Origin of the sequence: Streptomyces sp. NPDC006602, from assembly GCF_042870385.1 — a bacterium.
Classification (GTDB): Bacteria; Actinomycetota; Actinomycetes; order Streptomycetales; family Streptomycetaceae; genus Streptomyces.
Genome location: NZ_JBIAHG010000009.1, coordinates 262757 through 278741, shown reverse-complemented (window position 1 = coordinate 278741; position 15985 = coordinate 262757). Strand labels below are relative to the sequence as shown.

17 protein-coding genes are annotated in these 15985 nt (G+C 70.7%); 8 read left to right on the top strand and 9 right to left on the bottom strand.

Annotation, left to right across the window (positions count from 1 at the left end; genetic code table 11):
• Positions 1-191: 191 nt before the first annotated feature.
• The 3 genes from ACFYO2_RS24335 to ACFYO2_RS24325 all read right to left on the bottom strand — a co-directional run bounded on the left by ACFYO2_RS24335 (position 192) and on the right by ACFYO2_RS24325 (position 2653).
• Positions 192-932 (bottom strand): GAF and ANTAR domain-containing protein, encoded by a 741-nt coding sequence (locus ACFYO2_RS24335; protein WP_388352678.1) that lies wholly within the window; start codon positions 930-932, stop codon positions 192-194.
• Positions 933-989: 57 nt separating this feature from the next.
• On the bottom strand, positions 990-1256 hold the full coding sequence (locus tag ACFYO2_RS24330; protein ID WP_388352676.1) for a hypothetical protein: 267 nt from the start codon (positions 1254-1256) through the stop codon (positions 990-992).
• A gap of 470 nt (positions 1257-1726) precedes the next feature.
• Entirely contained in the window at positions 1727-2653 is a 927-nt protein-coding gene (locus ACFYO2_RS24325) for an alpha/beta hydrolase (protein ID WP_388352673.1), read from the bottom strand.
• A gap of 363 nt (positions 2654-3016) precedes the next feature.
• Here ACFYO2_RS24325 and ACFYO2_RS24320 point away from each other — a divergent pair, with 363 nt between their 5' ends.
• From ACFYO2_RS24320 to ACFYO2_RS24310, 3 genes are all read left to right on the top strand, one after another.
• Positions 3017-3895 carry an SDR family oxidoreductase gene (locus tag ACFYO2_RS24320; RefSeq protein WP_388352671.1) on the top strand — a complete coding sequence of 293 codons (879 nt, stop codon included), beginning with the start codon at positions 3017-3019 and terminating at the stop codon, positions 3893-3895.
• Positions 3896-4008: 113 nt separating this feature from the next.
• The gene (locus ACFYO2_RS24315; protein WP_388352668.1) at positions 4009-4458 is read left to right on the top strand and encodes a YbhB/YbcL family Raf kinase inhibitor-like protein; all 450 of its coding nucleotides are present in this window, start codon (positions 4009-4011) and stop codon (positions 4456-4458) included.
• 393 nt (positions 4459-4851) lie between these two features.
• Positions 4852-5505, top strand: a complete 654-nt coding sequence (locus tag ACFYO2_RS24310; protein ID WP_388352666.1) for a phosphoribosyltransferase — start codon at positions 4852-4854, stop codon at positions 5503-5505.
• Here ACFYO2_RS24310 and ACFYO2_RS24305 read toward each other — a convergent pair.
• Both ACFYO2_RS24305 and ACFYO2_RS24300 read right to left on the bottom strand, forming a co-directional pair.
• The gene (locus tag ACFYO2_RS24305; protein WP_388352663.1) at positions 5489-5986 is read right to left on the bottom strand and encodes an AAA family ATPase; all 498 of its coding nucleotides are present in this window, start codon (positions 5984-5986) and stop codon (positions 5489-5491) included. The two genes, ACFYO2_RS24310 and ACFYO2_RS24305, sit on opposite strands and share 17 nt — an antisense overlap.
• A gap of 50 nt (positions 5987-6036) precedes the next feature.
• Positions 6037-6354, bottom strand: coding sequence for a DUF2795 domain-containing protein (locus ACFYO2_RS24300; RefSeq protein WP_388352659.1), 318 nt, complete (start codon positions 6352-6354; stop codon positions 6037-6039).
• 672 nt (positions 6355-7026) lie between these two features.
• Between ACFYO2_RS24300 and ACFYO2_RS24295 the strand changes: the two genes are divergently transcribed.
• Entirely contained in the window at positions 7027-7935 is a 909-nt protein-coding gene (locus tag ACFYO2_RS24295) for a glycoside hydrolase family 16 protein (RefSeq protein WP_388352657.1), read from the top strand.
• Between the two features lie 55 nt (positions 7936-7990).
• Here ACFYO2_RS24295 and ACFYO2_RS24290 read toward each other — a convergent pair whose 3' ends face one another.
• Positions 7991-8437 carry an ATP-binding protein gene (locus ACFYO2_RS24290; RefSeq protein ID WP_388352654.1) on the bottom strand — a complete coding sequence of 149 codons (447 nt, stop codon included), beginning with the start codon at positions 8435-8437 and terminating at the stop codon, positions 7991-7993.
• 223 nt (positions 8438-8660) lie between these two features.
• On the opposite strand from ACFYO2_RS24290, the gene ACFYO2_RS24285 reads away from it, so the two are divergent.
• The 3 genes from ACFYO2_RS24285 to ACFYO2_RS24275 all read left to right on the top strand — a co-directional run bounded on the left by ACFYO2_RS24285 (position 8661) and on the right by ACFYO2_RS24275 (position 10677).
• Positions 8661-9533, top strand: a complete 873-nt coding sequence (locus ACFYO2_RS24285; RefSeq protein WP_388352651.1) for a helix-turn-helix domain-containing protein — start codon at positions 8661-8663, stop codon at positions 9531-9533.
• A complete protein-coding gene (locus ACFYO2_RS24280; RefSeq protein WP_388352648.1) occupies positions 9530-9781 on the top strand; it encodes a DUF397 domain-containing protein in 252 nt (83 codons plus the stop codon). The genes ACFYO2_RS24285 and ACFYO2_RS24280 overlap by 4 nt, the downstream gene beginning before the upstream one ends.
• 83 nt (positions 9782-9864) lie before the next feature.
• Complete coding sequence (locus ACFYO2_RS24275) at positions 9865-10677, top strand: SAM-dependent methyltransferase (RefSeq protein WP_388352645.1); 813 nt, start codon at positions 9865-9867, stop codon at positions 10675-10677.
• A 93-nt stretch (positions 10678-10770) separates the two neighbouring features.
• On the opposite strand, the gene pgm is transcribed toward ACFYO2_RS24275, so the two are convergent.
• Together pgm and ACFYO2_RS24265 are read right to left on the bottom strand one after the other, a co-directional pair.
• The gene (gene pgm / locus ACFYO2_RS24270) at positions 10771-12411 is read right to left on the bottom strand and encodes a phosphoglucomutase (alpha-D-glucose-1,6-bisphosphate-dependent) (RefSeq protein ID WP_388352642.1); all 1641 of its coding nucleotides are present in this window, start codon (positions 12409-12411) and stop codon (positions 10771-10773) included.
• 155 nt (positions 12412-12566) lie between these two features.
• Positions 12567-12995 carry an OsmC family protein gene (locus ACFYO2_RS24265; protein WP_388352639.1) on the bottom strand — a complete coding sequence of 143 codons (429 nt, stop codon included), beginning with the start codon at positions 12993-12995 and terminating at the stop codon, positions 12567-12569.
• Between the two features lie 336 nt (positions 12996-13331).
• Here ACFYO2_RS24265 and ACFYO2_RS24260 point away from each other — a divergent pair, with 336 nt between their 5' ends.
• On the top strand, positions 13332-14561 hold the full coding sequence (locus ACFYO2_RS24260) for a PP2C family protein-serine/threonine phosphatase (protein ID WP_388352636.1): 1230 nt from the start codon (positions 13332-13334) through the stop codon (positions 14559-14561).
• 204 nt (positions 14562-14765) lie between these two features.
• Here the strand turns inward: ACFYO2_RS24260 and ACFYO2_RS24255 are convergent, their stop codons facing one another.
• Positions 14766-15947 (bottom strand): substrate-binding domain-containing protein, encoded by a 1182-nt coding sequence (locus tag ACFYO2_RS24255; protein WP_388352633.1) that lies wholly within the window; start codon positions 15945-15947, stop codon positions 14766-14768.
• Positions 15948-15985 lie beyond the last annotated feature (38 nt).

The following is a 15985-nucleotide window of genomic DNA, read 5'->3' as shown; positions in this document are numbered from 1 at the left end:
CCTCCGGGCAGCCCTGACACGGCGAGACGGAGGAGCACGACGCGGCGGCCGTACTGCGGTCTCGGGACCCGGCGCGGGAGACGGCCGCTCGGCCGGGGTTCTGGTGCGTCGGCCGAGGACACGATGCGAACTTCCGCAGCGACAACGGCGTCCCCTTCGGGCGTGATCGGCCGCCCTGTGGTGAGAGTGTGTCAGTCGGTGGACTCGGACGGGAACAGTTCGACGGTGCCGTCGAGGACTTCCTGTGCCACGGCGGTGAGCAGGCGTTGCCGGGAGCGGGCGTGCCGGCGCAACAGGGCGAACGCGTCGTCGACACTGATCCGTTGTTGCTGGGCGAGGGCCCCCTTGGCCTGCTCGATGACTATGCGGGACTGCAGTGCGGTCTCCAACTGTGCGGCGAGCAGGGCTTGTTGCTGCACGGCGCGCTGTTGCAGGATGCCGATGGTGGCGATGTCGGCCAGCGCCCGGCCGAGCCCGAGCTGCTGGGGAGCCAGCGCGTCGGCCTCGCCGCGCAAGAGGTTGAGGGCACCGATGGTCTGCTCCCTGAGCCTCAGCGGGACGGCGGCCACCGAGCGGAAGCCCAGGTCGCGGGCGCGCGGGGCGAAACGCGGCCAGGCGGCGTACGCCTCCGGGAGATCCAGCGCGACGCTCGCGAGGAGTTCCCCGGCCTTGAAGCAGTCGTGGCACGGGCCCTCGTCCCAGTCGACGCCGTCCTGTACCAACTCCCGGGTACGGGCGTCGGATCCGGCGACCGCCATGCTGCCGCCCTGCGGGGTGGCCAGGATGACGCCCGCGGCCTCGATGTCCAGTAACGCCACGCAGTGGTCGGACAGCGTGTGCAGGAAGTGGATGACGTCGAAGTCACTCACCAGGGTGTCCGCGAGTTCCACGAACGCCGCTGCGAGCCGCTCCTCGCACGGCAGATCAGGCATACCGGCCTTCCCCCCTTTCGTGCTCCGGTCAGCTTGAAGGGCCGCTCTTGCTTCACACTACGACGGCCCTGCCACGGCCTGTACCAAACCGACAGCGATGGCATGGCGCAGCTGAGCGGTGGCGCCTTCGACGTGCTGGGCGCGCCCGCGGCGCATACTTGATGGCGGGGACTGGTACAGGTACGGCCGGTCCAGGAAGCGCCGCCGGGTACTGCCGTCCAGGAAGCCCGCCAGGGGCAGTTCGTCGGTGCGGGCCACGGCGACCATGACGCAGACGCGTCGGTCCCGGTGGGCCGGGGTTTCGCCGGGCCGGACCGTCGTCACGGGCGCTACTGGTGGATCATGGCTGCTGTCCGTACCACCGGGCGGAGGTGATGAGGATGCGGCCCGCGGACGATGACGGCGACGAGATCCCTGAACAGGTCGACCCCTTCGTCCTGGAGGACCGGCGCAGGGTCGCCGAAACCTTCACCTCGGCCGCCGCGGCCGCGAACGTACGGCAGGTTCCGGCACTGCTGTGTCAGGCGAGCGTAGAGCTGCTCCCGATCTCCGGCGCCTCGATCTCCATCACCGACGGCACGACCGCCCGTGCGCTGTGGTGCGCCAGCGACCGTACGGCCTCGCGCCTGGCCGAAGCCCCGTACACACTGGGCGACGGCCCCTGCCAGACCGCCCTCGACCGAACGGCGCCGGTGCTGGCGGCCGATCTCACCCGCCGGCCGGACGCCCGCCGCTGGCCGGTCTTCGCCCCCGGGCTTCAGCCAATCGCGGCTGCGCTCTTCAGCCGAGCCTGGTCATCGGCCCGGGTGCAGGGCGTTCAGCAGCAGCGGCAGGGAGCGGTGCAATTCCCGCTCCCAGTAGGGCCAGTCGTGGGTGCCGGGTCCGTAGAAGTCAGTGGTGATCCGTACTCCGGCGGCCTTCAGGCGCCCAGCGACGGCATGGTTCATCTCGTTCAGCAGCGCCTCGAGGTCGTCGTAGGCGCCGGGCGGGTCGAACGGGCCGGCGGTGCCGTCGCCGCTCGACAGGAAGACGGGGATCGGGCGCAACCGGTTCGCGAGGTAGTACGGGTCGTGCGCCTCCCAGATGGCGCGCTGCGCCACCGGGTCGCCCCACAGGGCAAGGGGGTCCTCTCCGAACTCGCTCAACAAGTCCATGAGGCCGGACGGGAAGTCGCCGTGGAGGGGATGCACCACGCCGCTGTAGCTCGCCGCCGCCCGGAACATGCCGGGGTGATGCGCGGCGTAGAGCAGGGAGCCGAGGCCTCCCATGGACAGCCCGGCGATCACCCGGCGATCACCGGCCCCGTAGCCGTCCTCCAGCAGCGTGCGCAGTTCGCGCAGGTGGAATTTCTCCCAGGCCGGCGGGCCGCCGTTGCCGTGGTTCCACCAGTCGCTGTACCACCCGGCCGGTCCACCCTCGGGCATGACGACCAGCGTGTGGCGGAGCTGAGGCAACGTCGCGACGTCGGTCTCGCGGGTCCAGCTGTCGTACGTGTCGCAGCAGCCGTGGAGCAGGTACAGCACCGGCCACCGCTGGCCTTTGCGCCGCTCGTTCCAGCCGTCCGGGGTCAGCAGCCGCACCCTGGCGGAACGGCCCAGAGCGGGCGACGAAACAGTCAGGTCGACCAGGCGAGGGCCGACGTTCTCCTCCGCCACGACCCGGGCGCCTGCGCCGCGCGCCGCGGCGACGGCCACCGTCGCCGTCCCGGGTAATACCGTCATGATCAGTGCGGCCAGGACTGTCCAGACCAACAGGCGGGCACGGCCAGGATGCACAGCGGGCCTCCACTCCCGGCGAACCGATCGGCTTCGGTTCAGTACCACCCGGGAGCGTACGGATTACCGGGTTATGGGTCACTACGCCAGACAGCTGAGGTTGCTGACGGAAGGCGGGGTCTCGATCGATTCCGCGATCGTTTCCGGGCATCCGGGACGGGAACCCGGGGCCGGGTCCCCGAAGAGACCCCAAGCCCGCTGGACCAGCTGCTCGAAAACGTCGGCGAGGCGTGTGCCTTCCCGGCGCGGGAGGTACTCCCCGGACGGAGCCTTGACGAGACCGTGCCGCAGACGAGGAGGAGCAGAGCCGTGAACCGACCACAGAACCCCGCCGAGCAACATCCGCAGCCCGAGTTCCCCTCCCAGGATCAGCCGCATCCCGGCTGGACCGGACCCATGGACCCGCCGCCGGACCACGGTGAGGAGTCCTACCGGGGCAGCGGCCGCCTCGACGGCCGCAAGGCCGTGATCACCGGCGGTGACTCCGGGATCGGACGGGCGGTGGCGCTGGCCTTCGCCCGTGAGGGAGCCGACGTGCTCTTCACCCACCTGGACGAAGAGAAGGACGAAGCCCGCGAGACCGCCCGATGGGTGGAGGACGCCGGCCGCCGCGCGATCCCCGTCTCGTGCGACATCCGGGAAGAGGACAACTGCCGGTCCCTCGTCGAGCAGGCCGTCGCCGAGTTCGGCCACATCGACGTCCTGGTGAACAACGCCGCATACCAGATGTCGCAGCCAGAGGGCATCGAGGCCATCTCCACCGAGCAGTTCGACCGCGTGCTGCGCACCAACCTCTACGGCATGTTCTGGCTGTCGAAGTTCGCTCTGCCGCACATTCCCGAGGGCGGCAGCATCATCAACTCCACCTCTGTGCAGGCATACAAGCCCAGCCCTCATCTGCTCGACTACGCGATGACCAAGGGCGCCATCGTCACCTTCACCCAAGGCCTGGCCCAGATGCTGGCCGACCGGGGCATCCGCGTCAACGCCGTCGCACCAGGACCGGTCTGGACGCCGCTGATCCCGGCGACGCTGCCGGACACGGTCGAGTTCGGCAAGCAGGCACCCCTCGGCAGGCCGGCCCAGCCCGCCGAGATGGCGCCCGCCTACGTCTTCCTCGCCTCGCGGGAGGCGTCCTTCATCACCGCCGAGATCGTCAACGCCACAGGCGGCACACCGCTGCCGTGAACGCGGCGGGCTCGGCCGACGAGTCACTGCTCGTCCGAACGGTCGAAGATCGCCTCGTACCCGAGCGGCCCCAGCCCGGTATGCCCGACTTGCGCCGGGGTACTCCGGGACACATGGCTGGCATAGAACTGAGCAGCAGCGCATTCAACGATCACTCCCTCATCGCACGCCGGTACGCGTACGAGGGAGACAATGTCTCCCCTCCCCTGGCCTGGAGCGGTGCGCCGGACGACGCGGCCGAGCTGGTGCTGTTGTGCGAGGACCCCGACGCCCCGTCGGGCACGTTCACGCACTGGGTCGTGGTCGGCATCGATCCGCGCAGCGACGGCGTCGCCGCGGGGCAGTGCCCGCCCGACGGCACCGAACTCGTCAACGGCTACGGCGAACGGGGCTGGGGCGGACCGCATCCTCCTCCCGGGGACGACGCGCACCGTTACTTCTTCCGGCTCTACGCCCTGGCAAAGCCGTGCGTCCTGCCCGACGCACCCAGCGCCGACGCCGTGCACCAGGCAGTGGAACAGCATCTCGCGAGCGGCACTCTGGTCGGGCTGTACCAGCGCTGACGGACGGCGACCGGGGCCGTGAGCTGCGTTCCGGCCGACGCAGGCTTAGAGCTCCGAACAAAAGTGGAGCCCGGCTCGCGACGCCTGGCACGCACGCTCGCCGCGTTGCCGAAAGCCCCTAGTAGCTCCGCTACGAGGAGCTTCCGGCGCCTTGCGATCGCACGCACCAGACGCCGCGAGCTGATCGGACTCCACTTTTGTTCGGAGCTCTTAGGCCGGAACGCTCGTCCGGCACCGCACCCGCCAAGGCGTGAGGCCGGCCGCTCGAACCGCAATGTGCTGCACCGACCTGCACTTCGTACGCGGCAGCATGCCCGACATGCAGCAGGGGCGGATCCTCGGCGCTGAAGAGGCCGCCCGGCCGGAAGGCTCAAGGAAGGCAGACACCAGGCCATGCGATTCCACGACCGCCGACACGCCGGCGAGGACCTCGCCCTCCGGCTGATGGAGTGGGCCGCCGACGGCGACCTCGTCAACCCCCTCGTCCTGGCGCTGCCCCGTGGGGGCGTCCCCGTAGCCGCACCGATCGCCCGCGCCCTGCGAGCGCCGCTGGACGTGCTCGTCGCCCGCAAGATCGGCGTACCGGGCCGGCCGGAGACCGGCATCGGCGCGATCGTCGGCGACGACCCACCCCTGTACGACCGGCAGGCGCTGGAGATGCTCGGCCTGAGCGAGGACCGGCTCGGCGCCGACGTGGCCAGGGAACGGACCGAACTGCACCGCCGAGAGCGGCGCTACCGCGGTGACCGTCCCGTACCCCGGGTCACGGACCGGACGGTGATCCTCGTCGACGACGGCCTCGCCACCGGCGTCACGGCACGCGCCGCCCTGCGTCACCTGCGCCGACAGGACCCCGCACGGCTCATCCTCGCCGTCCCGGTCTGCGCTCCCGCCACGGGCGACCTCATGCGTTCGGAGACCGACGACTTGGTCTGCCTCCAGGAGCCACGGGACTTCTTCGCCGTCGGCCAGTACTACGACAAGTTCGACCAGGTCGATGATGAGGAGGTGACCGGCATCCTGCGCAGCCTCAGCGCCACCGCGTGATGCCTTCCGGCACCGGACGGATCAGGAATCCGCCCCGATCGTCGAACCGTACTTCCAGGACGGCGTCGAACCCGTCCGCCCGCGAAGGGCGGCGCAACCGCTTCGCAGTGGCGTGGATACCGATGTCGGGTACCCGGTCGCGCCCCTGTCGTACGGCATTGCGCCGCAGGGAGCCTGGCGGATCCGGGGGAAACCAGTACGCGGTGACCGTCGCACCGTGCGCGTGCCCCGCGGCGACCAGTGGCCTCCACTCCTCGGGGGAGGGATTGGTGTTGTCGATCGCCACCGATCTCCCCGCGCCCAGCGCCTCCTCCACCAGACGCATCTGCCGGTCCTGCTTGCGGCGGGCGCCCCGCGGGAACAGGTCCTTGCTGACCCGTGCGTAGCGCAGCCCGAGCAGGTGGTGTTCGTAGAACGTCGACTTGCCGGATGCCTGGAGCCCCACGAGCACAGCGACGTCCGCCGTTGTCCCCGTCGCCACCGGTCCTCCCGCTCGCTCGGCACCCCCGGCGCCGCGGCATCGATGCGGATTCAGCGGTCCAGCTCTTCCTCCACCGGCGTCCTGGGCACTTCACGCAGGTGCTGGGACAGGCCGGGCTTCCCGCCCTGACGGGCTTGCTCAGCGCGTTGGGCCGGGGTGTGCCCCAGGTCCGAGTCGGGGTCGGTCCGTATGGAATGGGCGATGTCGTCCCGGTTGGTGTACAGCTCAGGCGGGATTCCGCGCAGAGCGGAGATCACCTCGCCCGAGGCGCCGGCGGAACGGGCCGCTTCCACAAGCTGCGTCTTGTCTGCCGGGAAGTCCACATCCTCCAGAGCGCCCAGCACCTCGTCGACCGTCGCGTGCGCCATGGAAAACACTCCTCACTCAAGTCACTCAGATGGGAGACGCCCTCCGCGTACCCGTGTCGGCTCCCGGCACACGAGGATCCGTCCGCTCGGCGCAACCCGTCGCGATCGCGGCACGGGAGCACGACGCACCGACCGGCGCCGGCCCTGGCGGCCCAGCAGGGGCCGGGCGGCCTCGTCAGGAACCCCGACCCGGCGCCCCGGCCACGGACGCAGCATCGGGGCAGCCCACCTCCCGGCCACGGGCCGTCGTCCCTCAGGGGCACGGCGCCGAAGGGCGGCCGCGCGGCCGGCGCAGCGGGCCACGCGGTGACGTCCTGACCGGGATGCCGGAGGGCCGGCTCCCGGTGCGGTGGGCGGCCTGCGCACCGCGCCTGGAGGCCGTTCCCCATCCCAAGCTCGCTGCCCGGCTCCGGAGGGCCCAATCGGTCAAACCGCCGACCGCGCTCAGGGTTCGCCGCGCACTTGGGACGTGTCGCGTCGACGGCCATGGGCGGCGAGGGCGGAGCAGGGCCGTCCGGTTCACGGCTCGTTCTCGGGATGGCGCCGCCCGGGCCCGGGGGCGAGGATGTTCCTTCGCGGAGTACAGTCCCCGCTCGGTTCCGGGCCCTTGTCCGGGGCCCGTTGCGGGGAGGACGGACAACGGCCGGCCGCTGAGCCTGAGGGAGCCTTGGGATGGGTTCACACGCAGCGCCGCACCATCACAGCAAGCGAATTCTCCTGATGTCCGTGGGGCTCATGCTCGTGGCCGCACTGGTGGGGCTTCCACGGGCCGAAGGCGCGCCGGCCTCGGCCGACGCCTGCCACACCACGGGCGCGCGTCTGCCCCGCGGGGACTGCGGTCCCTTCTGGCAGGTCCTTGCGGAAGACTTCAACGGCGACCGGGTGCCGTTGGGCGCGTTCAGCGACTGCGAGCACCACGTCGACACGTCCGCTGCCTACTGCGGAGGTCTGAGAGGGGAGTTCCCAGACAACTGGTGGGCCTATCCGACCGGTTGGCGTGACACGGCCAACAGCCGGGGCCGGGATGTGGTGGGTGTCTATCACCCGGAGGACACCGTGAGCGTCGGTCCCGCGGCGAACGGCGACGGGCGGATGTTCATCCGGATGTGGCGGCCCGCCAACGGAGGCCCGGTTCATGCCGCGGCGGTGGTGCCACGTGCGGTCATGCAGATGAAGTACGGCAAGTACAGCGCACGCATCAAGGTGACGAAACTGGCTCCGGGCTACAAGTCCGCCTGGCTGCACTACGGTCGGGGCTGCGAGATGGACCACCCCGAAGGCGAGTGGACCGGCTCCCTCACCGCCTTCCACCATCCGTGCGGTGGCGGTGAGCAAGGTTACTTCCCGGGCAGTGACGACTGGACCGAGTGGCACACCGTGTCCACCGAGTGGACACCGGGGAGCGTGCGGTTCTTCGTCGACGGTCGGCAGACCGGGCACGACACCCGCGACGTGCCGGATCACCCCCTGTCCTGGGTGATGCAGAACGAAAGCGCCCTGGAGGGGCCCGGGGCAACTCCGGGCAGCAGCGCGCAACTCGACGTCACCTGGGTCGCGGCATACGCCTACGACTGGAAGTGAGACCGTGCAGCCCGCGCCGTCGCTCCGGGACGATGAGCACGCGCGAACTGTGCCCTCAGTCGTTGACGATCAAGGTGGCCCAGACCGCGTTGCCGCCGGTGAGCCGGGATCTGTCGACTCCCCAGGTGTGCGCGATCTCCCGCACCAGGAGCAGGCCGCGGCCACTCTCGTCATCGGGCCCGGGCTCGCATCTGGGCAGGCCGCCGACCGCACGGTCGTGGTCGTGCACCTCCACACGGAGGCAGTCGTCCGCGATCAGCCCGATGCCACACAGGACGTGCGCGCCGGGCGTGTGGCACACCGCGTTGGTGACCAGTTCCGACACCAGGAGCACCATGTCCGCGGACGTCTCGGCGGGTAGACGCCAGGCATTCATGCGCGCGTTCATCGAACGGCGGGCGACTGAGACATTGGATCGGTGCGCGGGGAGCTCGATCCAGTGCCAACGCTCCGGGCTCGCGGCTTCTAAGAGTCGGGGGGAGGAAGTCGTGTGGGGGGACACGCTTGTCGCCTTCCAGCAGGCACGTCAACTCCGCGTGATCGTACGGTAGTTGGCAACGATGCCCTCGCGTCCGAAGGAACCTCTTGCACACGTCACTATGCTCGCAGATGAGTTCACACTGCAACCGACTGCCTGATAATTTCAGCAAGACGTTATCCGTTCGGCTCCATCATCAAGTCGCTGTCAGACTCGGCTTCGTGACAGATCCTCAGGAGGTGGCGCAGTGAGCGACACTCGTTCGGGCGCGGGCACCAGCGCGCCGACCGTCCTGCGCATGATCCTCGGCCGCCGACTCCAGGAGAGGCGGCTCGGCGCGGGGGTGTCGCTGGAGGATGCGGCAAAGGCCCTGCGAGTGACGTCGTTGACCATCCGCCGCCTGGAGAAGGCAGAGGTCGGCCTCAAGCCCCTGTACGTGGAGAAGTTGCTGCAGACCTACGGTGCCGGCCAGCAGGAGATCGACGAGTTCGTCGACCTCGCCGAACGGGCCAACGAGCCCGGCTGGTGGCACGCCTACCGCGACGTGGTGCCGAGTTGGTTCACCGCCTACGTGAGCCTGGAGAGCGGGGCCAAGACCCTGCGCACCTATGAGCCCCAGTACGTCACCGGGCTGCTGCAGACCCAGGCGTACGCGCGTGCCGTCTTACGCGGAGGCTTCCCCAACGCCGGCGAGGACGATCTGGAGCGCCGTGTCGATCTGCGGCTGCGCCGCCAGAGCCTGCTGGAGAAGGCCGACGCCCCCACGCTGTGGGTGGTGATGGAGGAGGCAGTCCTGCACCGGGTGGCGGGCGGCAACGAGGTCATGCGCGAGCAGATCGACCGGCTCCTGGAGGTCTCGGAACTGGATCACATCAGCGTCGACATCGTGCCCTTCTCCGCGGGCGCGCACGTCGGAGCGTGCGCACCCTTCACCTACTTCCGGTTCGAGGAGCCGGAACTGCCCGACGTCGTCTACAGCGAGATCCTGTCCGCCTCCGTGTACCTGGACCAGCGTTCCGATGTCGCGGCCCATCTCGAGGCGCACAACAGGATGTCTCTTCTGACGTCCTCCGCGGACAGCAGGGCTCTCCTGCATCGCATGCGCAAGGAGTACTCATGACCATCACCGACGGCAGTGTCTACAACGGGATGCCCGCCTCCGACCTCGGCGAGCAGGGCTGGGAATGCCCCTGGAGCGGCCCCAACGGGGGCCAGTGCGTGGAGACCAAGCAACTCGCCGACGGCCGCGTCGCGTTGCGGCAGTCGACGGATCCGACCGGTCCCGCACTGATCTACACGCCTGAGGAGATCGCCGCTTTCGTCCGGGGGATCAAGAAGGGCCTCGCCGATCACCTGACGGCCCGCTAGACCGCACCGCGAGCGGGAAGAATCCGAGCCGGCCCCGGCCGCGACCCGCCCGGCACACCGCGCACACCACCGAAGGGGACAGGATGAGCAACACCCACGCCGCACGGGGCATCGACACCAGCAGGCCGCACTCCGCCCGCATGTACGACTACTACCTCGGCGGCAAGGACCATTTCGACATCGACGAGCAGGCCGCCGAGACGGTCGCCGCCGCCTACCCCGGCATCTTCGTGTGCGCCCGTGAGAACCGTGCCTTCATGCACCGGGCCACCCGTGTGCTCGCCCAGGAGCACGGCATCCGCCAGTGGCTCGACATCGGCACCGGCATTCCCACCGAGCCGAATCTGCACCAGGTCGCCCAGAGCGTGGTTCCCGAAGCACGTGTGGTGTACGCCGACAACGACCCCCTCGTCCTCAAGTACGCCGAACGCCTCATGCGCAGCACCCCTCAGGGCCGCACCACGTACATCGAAGCGGACGTCAACAACCCGCAAGAGCTGCTCACCGCTCCCGAACTGGCCGTCGTCCTGGACCTGAACCGGCCCGTGGCCCTGTCGCTGAACGCCCTCATGCACTTCGTCACCGACGCACAGGACCCGTACGGCATAGTCGGCCGTCTGCTCGACGCCCTTCCGTCGGGAAGCGCACTGGCCCTCAGCCACTGCACGCCCGACTTCGACCCGCCCACCTGGCAGAAGGTCACCGACATCTACACCGGTGCCGGGACGCCGGTGCAGTTCCGCTCCCAGCAGGACGTCGCGCGCTTCTTCGACGGACTCGACCTGCTCGACCCCGGCGTCACCGTCGGCCACCGCTGGCGCCCCGACGCGTCGAACGGCGACGAGCCCACGGACGCCACCGTCAGTCTGTGGACCGGGGTGGGCATCAAACCCTGAGAGGCACCTGCCTGATCAGACGGCCCGCCCGCGGGCGGGGGCGCCGGCGCGTTCCGCTGCGCCGTCGCCTGAATCCCGCCCGCGTCCAGGCTGTCAGCCGCCGAGGGCCGCCATCACGACGTCCTTGGCCTCCTCCTGGACCCGGGCCAGGTGGTCGGGTCCCTGGAACGACTCGGCGTAGATCTTGTAGACGTCCTCGGTGCCGGAGGGGCGGGCGGCGAACCAGGCGTTCTCGGTGGTCACCTTGATGCCGCCGATGGCCGCGCCGTTGCCGGGGGCCTCGGTGAGCACGCCGGTGACCGCCTCGCCGGCCAGGGTGTCCGCGGTGACCTGCGCGGGCGAGAGCTTGGCGAGGAGCGCCTTCTCCTCGCGGGTCGCGGGGGCGTCGATGCGGGCGTAGGCGGGGTCCCCGAAGCGGGCCGTCAGGGCGGCGTAGTGCTCCGACGGGGTCTTCCCGGTGACGGCGGTGATCTCGGAGGCGAGCAGCGCCAGGATGATGCCGTCCTTGTCGGTGGTCCACACCGAGCCGTCGCGGCGAAGGAACGACGCGCCGGCCGACTCCTCGCCGCCGAACCCGAGCGAGCCGTCGACCAGGCCGTCCACGAACCACTTGAAGCCCACGGGGACCTCGACGAGGCGCCGGCCGAGGTCGGCGGCGACGCGGTCGATCATGGAGGACGACACCAGGGTCTTGCCGATGCCTGTCCGGGCGGGCCACTGCTCGCGGTGGGCGTACAGGTAGGCGATGGCGGCGGCCAGGTAGTGGTTGGGGTTCATGAGACCCGCGTCCGGGGTGACGATGCCGTGCCGGTCGGCGTCGGCGTCGTTGCCCGTGGCGATCTGGAAGCGGTCCCGCTGCTCGATGAGCGAGGCCATCGCGTACGGCGACGAGCAGTCCATGCGGATCTTGCCGTCCCAGTCCAGCGTCATGAAACGCCAGGTGGGATCGGCGAGTGGGTTGACCACGGTCAGGTCGAGCCGGTGTTCCTCGGCGATCCGGCCCCAGTAGGCGACGGAGGCCCCGCCGAGCGGGTCGGCGCCGATACGGACACCGGCGGACCGGATCGCGTCCAGGTCCAGGACGGCGGGCAGGTCGGCGACGTAGCCGCCGAGGAAGTCGTGGCGGCCGGTGCCGGGAGCCGCGAGTGCCCGGGCGTAGGGGATGCGGCGTACGTCCTTGAGGCCGGCCGCGATGATCTCGTTGGCGCGATCCTGTATCCAGGAGGTCGCCTCGGAGCCGGCGGGGCCGCCGCTGGGCGGGTTGTACTTGAAGCCGCCGTCGGCGGGCGGATTGTGCGAGGGGGTGACGACCACGCCGTCCGCGAGGCCGGTGGTGCGGCCGCGGTTGTGGGCGAGGATGGCGTGCGAGACGGCCGGGGTGGGCGTGTAGCCGTCCGCGCTGTCGATGAGCACGGTCACGTCGTTGGCGGCGAACACCTCCAGCGCGGTGACCCGGGCGGGCTCGGACAGGGCGTGCGTGTCGGCGCCGAGGAAGAGGGGCCCGTCGGTGCCCTGCGCGCTGCGGTACTCGCAGATGGCCTGGCTGGTCGCGGCGATGTGGTCCTCGTTGAACGCCGTGTTCAGGGACGACCCGCGGTGCCCGGAGGTGCCGAACGCCACGCGCTGCGCCGGGTCGGCCGGGTCGGGGTGCAGCGCGTAGTACGCGGTCACCAGCCGGGCGACGTCCACGAGGTCCTGGGCGCCGGCCGGCCGGCCCGCTCGTTCATGCTGCATATCCGTTCCTCCGCATGGCTTGGTCCGTCGCTCGACGTCCCATCTTTCCTCGTCACGGTGCAGGTATGCGAGAGGGCTCGGCCCGCGGGAGTGGCCGACGGGCCCCTGCCCGGGCACCGGCGTGAGAGAACCGCGGCAGGGGACCTCGGGTGACGTCAGGCGTCCTGCACCGTCGCGGTGACGGGCGTACCGATCTCGACGGTGCGGCTGACCGTGCAGAGCCGGTCGTGGGAGGTCCTGACCGCTCGGGGAAGAATCGCCCGAGCGCGATCCGCGCCTTCGACGTCCGGGAAGGTGACGGAGAAGGTGACCGCGACGTCGGTCATCCGGTTGCCGAGTTCATCGCTGATCTTGTCGCCGGTCACTGCGACGGCGAACCGGGTGGGCTCCGCATGGCGGCTGGTGGCTGCATCGACGTCCACCGCCGTGCAGCCTCCGAGCGCGGCGAGCAACAACTCGACCGGCGTGAACTCCGTGCCGGAACCGGTGCCGAAGCTGATCGTGCCGCCGCGAGCGTTCGTAGCGGTGAAGTGTCCGGTGCTGGTTCGCTCGACGGAGACGGAGCGCAGGGAGTTTTCGGTCATGACGCCGACACTAGATGCCGATTGGGCCGTGTGCGGGACTGTTGCCCGTACGTACCGCGCCTGCGCTCGCCGCCCGTATGCGCGCTCACGCCGTCGGCTCTGGCGGGGATCTCTTGACGCCCGCCCGTCCGAGTTGGGCATCTACCCGATAGGAGGGCGGGCAGGGACCTGTTGCTGGCATGATGGCGCTGCCTGCGGCCGTGTCGTCAGACGTGGGCGCAGCGCCTGGACGCGGGCCGGGACATCGCTGTGGAGCCGCGTCCGGAAGGCCCCGTTACCTGTTCACTCCTATCGTGGAACCGGCACAGTGACGCTCGGCGCCGAGGCAGGCAGCACATGAGGGAACCGCACATCGACTATGCGGCGGTCTTCCGGGCCCTGCCCGGCATGGTGGCGCTGCTCACCCCTGACCTGGTGTACGCCGACGCCAACGACGACTTCCTGCGGCTGGCAGGGCGTACCCGCGAGCAGCTGCTGGGGCGCTACATCTTCGACGTCTTCCCGGAGAACCCGAACGATCCGGCCGCGGCCGGCATGCGGGAAACCCGCGATTCGATGCTGCGCGTGGTGGCCACCGGCGAGCGCGACACGATGGCGCTGATCCGCTACGACATCGAGGACCCCCAGCGGCCCGGCCACTGGCAGGAGCACTACTGGAGCCCGGTCAACGCACCGGTCCTCAGCCCCGACGGGGAGGTCGCGCTCATCGTGCACCGCGTCGAGGAGGTCACCGAACTCATCCGCGCCCGCGGCGGCCCGGCCAGCGACAGTCGGGGCCGCGTCCTGGAGGCCGAGCTCTACACCCGCGCCCGCGAACTGCAGCAGGTCAACGAGCGCCTGCGCCGGGCCCACGCCCACGAACGCGAGGTCGCCCTGGCCCTGCAGGCGGCGATGCTGCCCGCGCCCCGCCCCCTCGGCCACCACCAGGCGGCCGTGCGCTACCAGCCCGCCATCGGTGCCCTGAACGTGTGCGGCGACTGGTACGACCTGGTCGAGCTGCCCGGCAACGGCCTCGCCGTCGCCGTCGGTGACGTGGTCGGCCACGGCCTCGCCGCCGCCTGCGCCATGGGACAGCTGCGCAGCGCCCTCAGCGCGGCCTGCCGCGTCGCCGACGGCCCGGCCCGGGCCCTGGACGCCCTCGGCCTGTACGCCCGCTTCGTCGAGGGCGGCGAGTCGGCCACCGCGGTGGCGACCTTCATCGACTGGGACGACCGCTCCATCACCTACAGCTGCGCCGGCCACCCTCCGCCTGCCCTGCTCCACCCCGACGGCACCGTGGTCTTCCTCGACCAGGCCACCGACCCGCCGCTCGCCGCCCGGCCCGAACCGGTCCCCCGCCCCCAAGCCCGCACGCCCTTCGCCGAAGGCGCCACCCTGGTCCTGTACACCGACGGCCTGATCGAACGCCGTACCGAGGACATCGACACCGGCCTGAGCCGCCTCGCCGGCTCCCTCACCCAACACCGGCACGCCGCCCCAGAGGCCCTGGCCGACGCCCTCCTGGCCGACCTCCTCCCCACCACCGGCAATACCGACGACACCGCCCTCATCGTCGTCCGCCTGTGACCCGCACCCAGCCGTCGGGCCGGGCGGCAGGAGGAGCAGGAGCCGGACCGGCCCCGATCCTCGGCCGCTCCGGCGGGTGACCCCGCCGGGAGGCACACGCCACACGCGCTCCGGTGCCTCCCGGCAGGGTCTCAGCGCTGCGAACTCTTCGCCCGTGATGGCGCAGTGGTGTGACCGGTACGGCATCGAGGCGCGCTCTGCGCATCACTGTGAGTCCGCTGACGCCGGGCCGGTGCCCCAGAGCTTCCGGTACGCCTCGCGGTATCCCTTCGGGTCCCAGGAGGATCCGCCGCTGCTGTTGGCCGCCGTGGTGATGTGTGCCGGGGCGATGTAGCCGCTGGCGGGCTTGCCGGCGAAGGCGCGGTTGAACTCGTCGACGATCTGCCAGCCCTGCTCGGACAGCGGTTCGGGCACGGTGGCCGCCTGGAACTGCTTGCTGTTGATGCGCTGGAAGGCCGAGGGGTCGCCGTCGCCCGCGCCGATGCTGAAGGGGGCGCCGTCGCCCTGCTTGCCGCCCGCCCGCAGCGCGGGTGCCGCGTCGGCGAAGTACAGGTCGTTGATGGCCACCGAGTACGTCCACTTGGTGCCGAAGCGGGACAGCAGCGCGGAGACCTCCTGCGGGGTGCGGCTGCTGGCGTCGGCGATCGGGATGTTGGAGGTGGACAGCACCTTGATGTCCGAGCAGGTGGCGAGCTCCTTCTCGATCAGGTCCGACTTGCCCTTGGCGAAGGGGATGGACGCGTCGGTGAAGACCACCACGCCGGCCCGGCCGCTGGACTGGCCGATGATCCAGTCGGCGCTGATCTTCGCGACGTCCTCGACCTTGGTGGTGACGTTGCTGAAGAGCTTGGGGTCCGTGCTGGGTCCGGGGGTGCCGACGGCGTGCCAGCCGATGAGCGGGATACCGGCGGCGTTGGCCTGCGCGACCTGCTGGGCGGTCGACTTGGGGTCGAAGCCGGACAGGACGATGCCGTCGGGCTTCACGGCGACGGCCTGGCTTACGGCGGCCTGGATTCCGGCCGGGGTGCCCTGGCCGTCGATGATCCGCACCTTCCAGCCGATGGCCTTGGCGGCCTCCTTGACGCCTGCGGCGGCGCCCGCGACTCCGGGGTTGGTCATGCTCTGGGCGACGTAGACGAGCGTCTTGCCGACGACCGCCTTCGGGCCGGTGGTCGGTCCGCCCCAGGGGGCGTCGGCGGCCTCGGCGCCCGCGACCGCCTGCTTCGCCTTCGCCAGGACGGCCGGGCAGCCGGCCTTCGAGGACCCGCCGACGGTGGTGGAGCCGGCGCTCTCGGAGCCCCGGGTGCAGCCGGCCACGGAAGCGGTGAGCACGGCCAGGGCGGCTACTGCTCGGACGGTTGCCTTGCGGGTGGGGTGGTACGACACGGTGGTGCTCCTTGGGGAGGTACGGCAGGCGGGCGGCG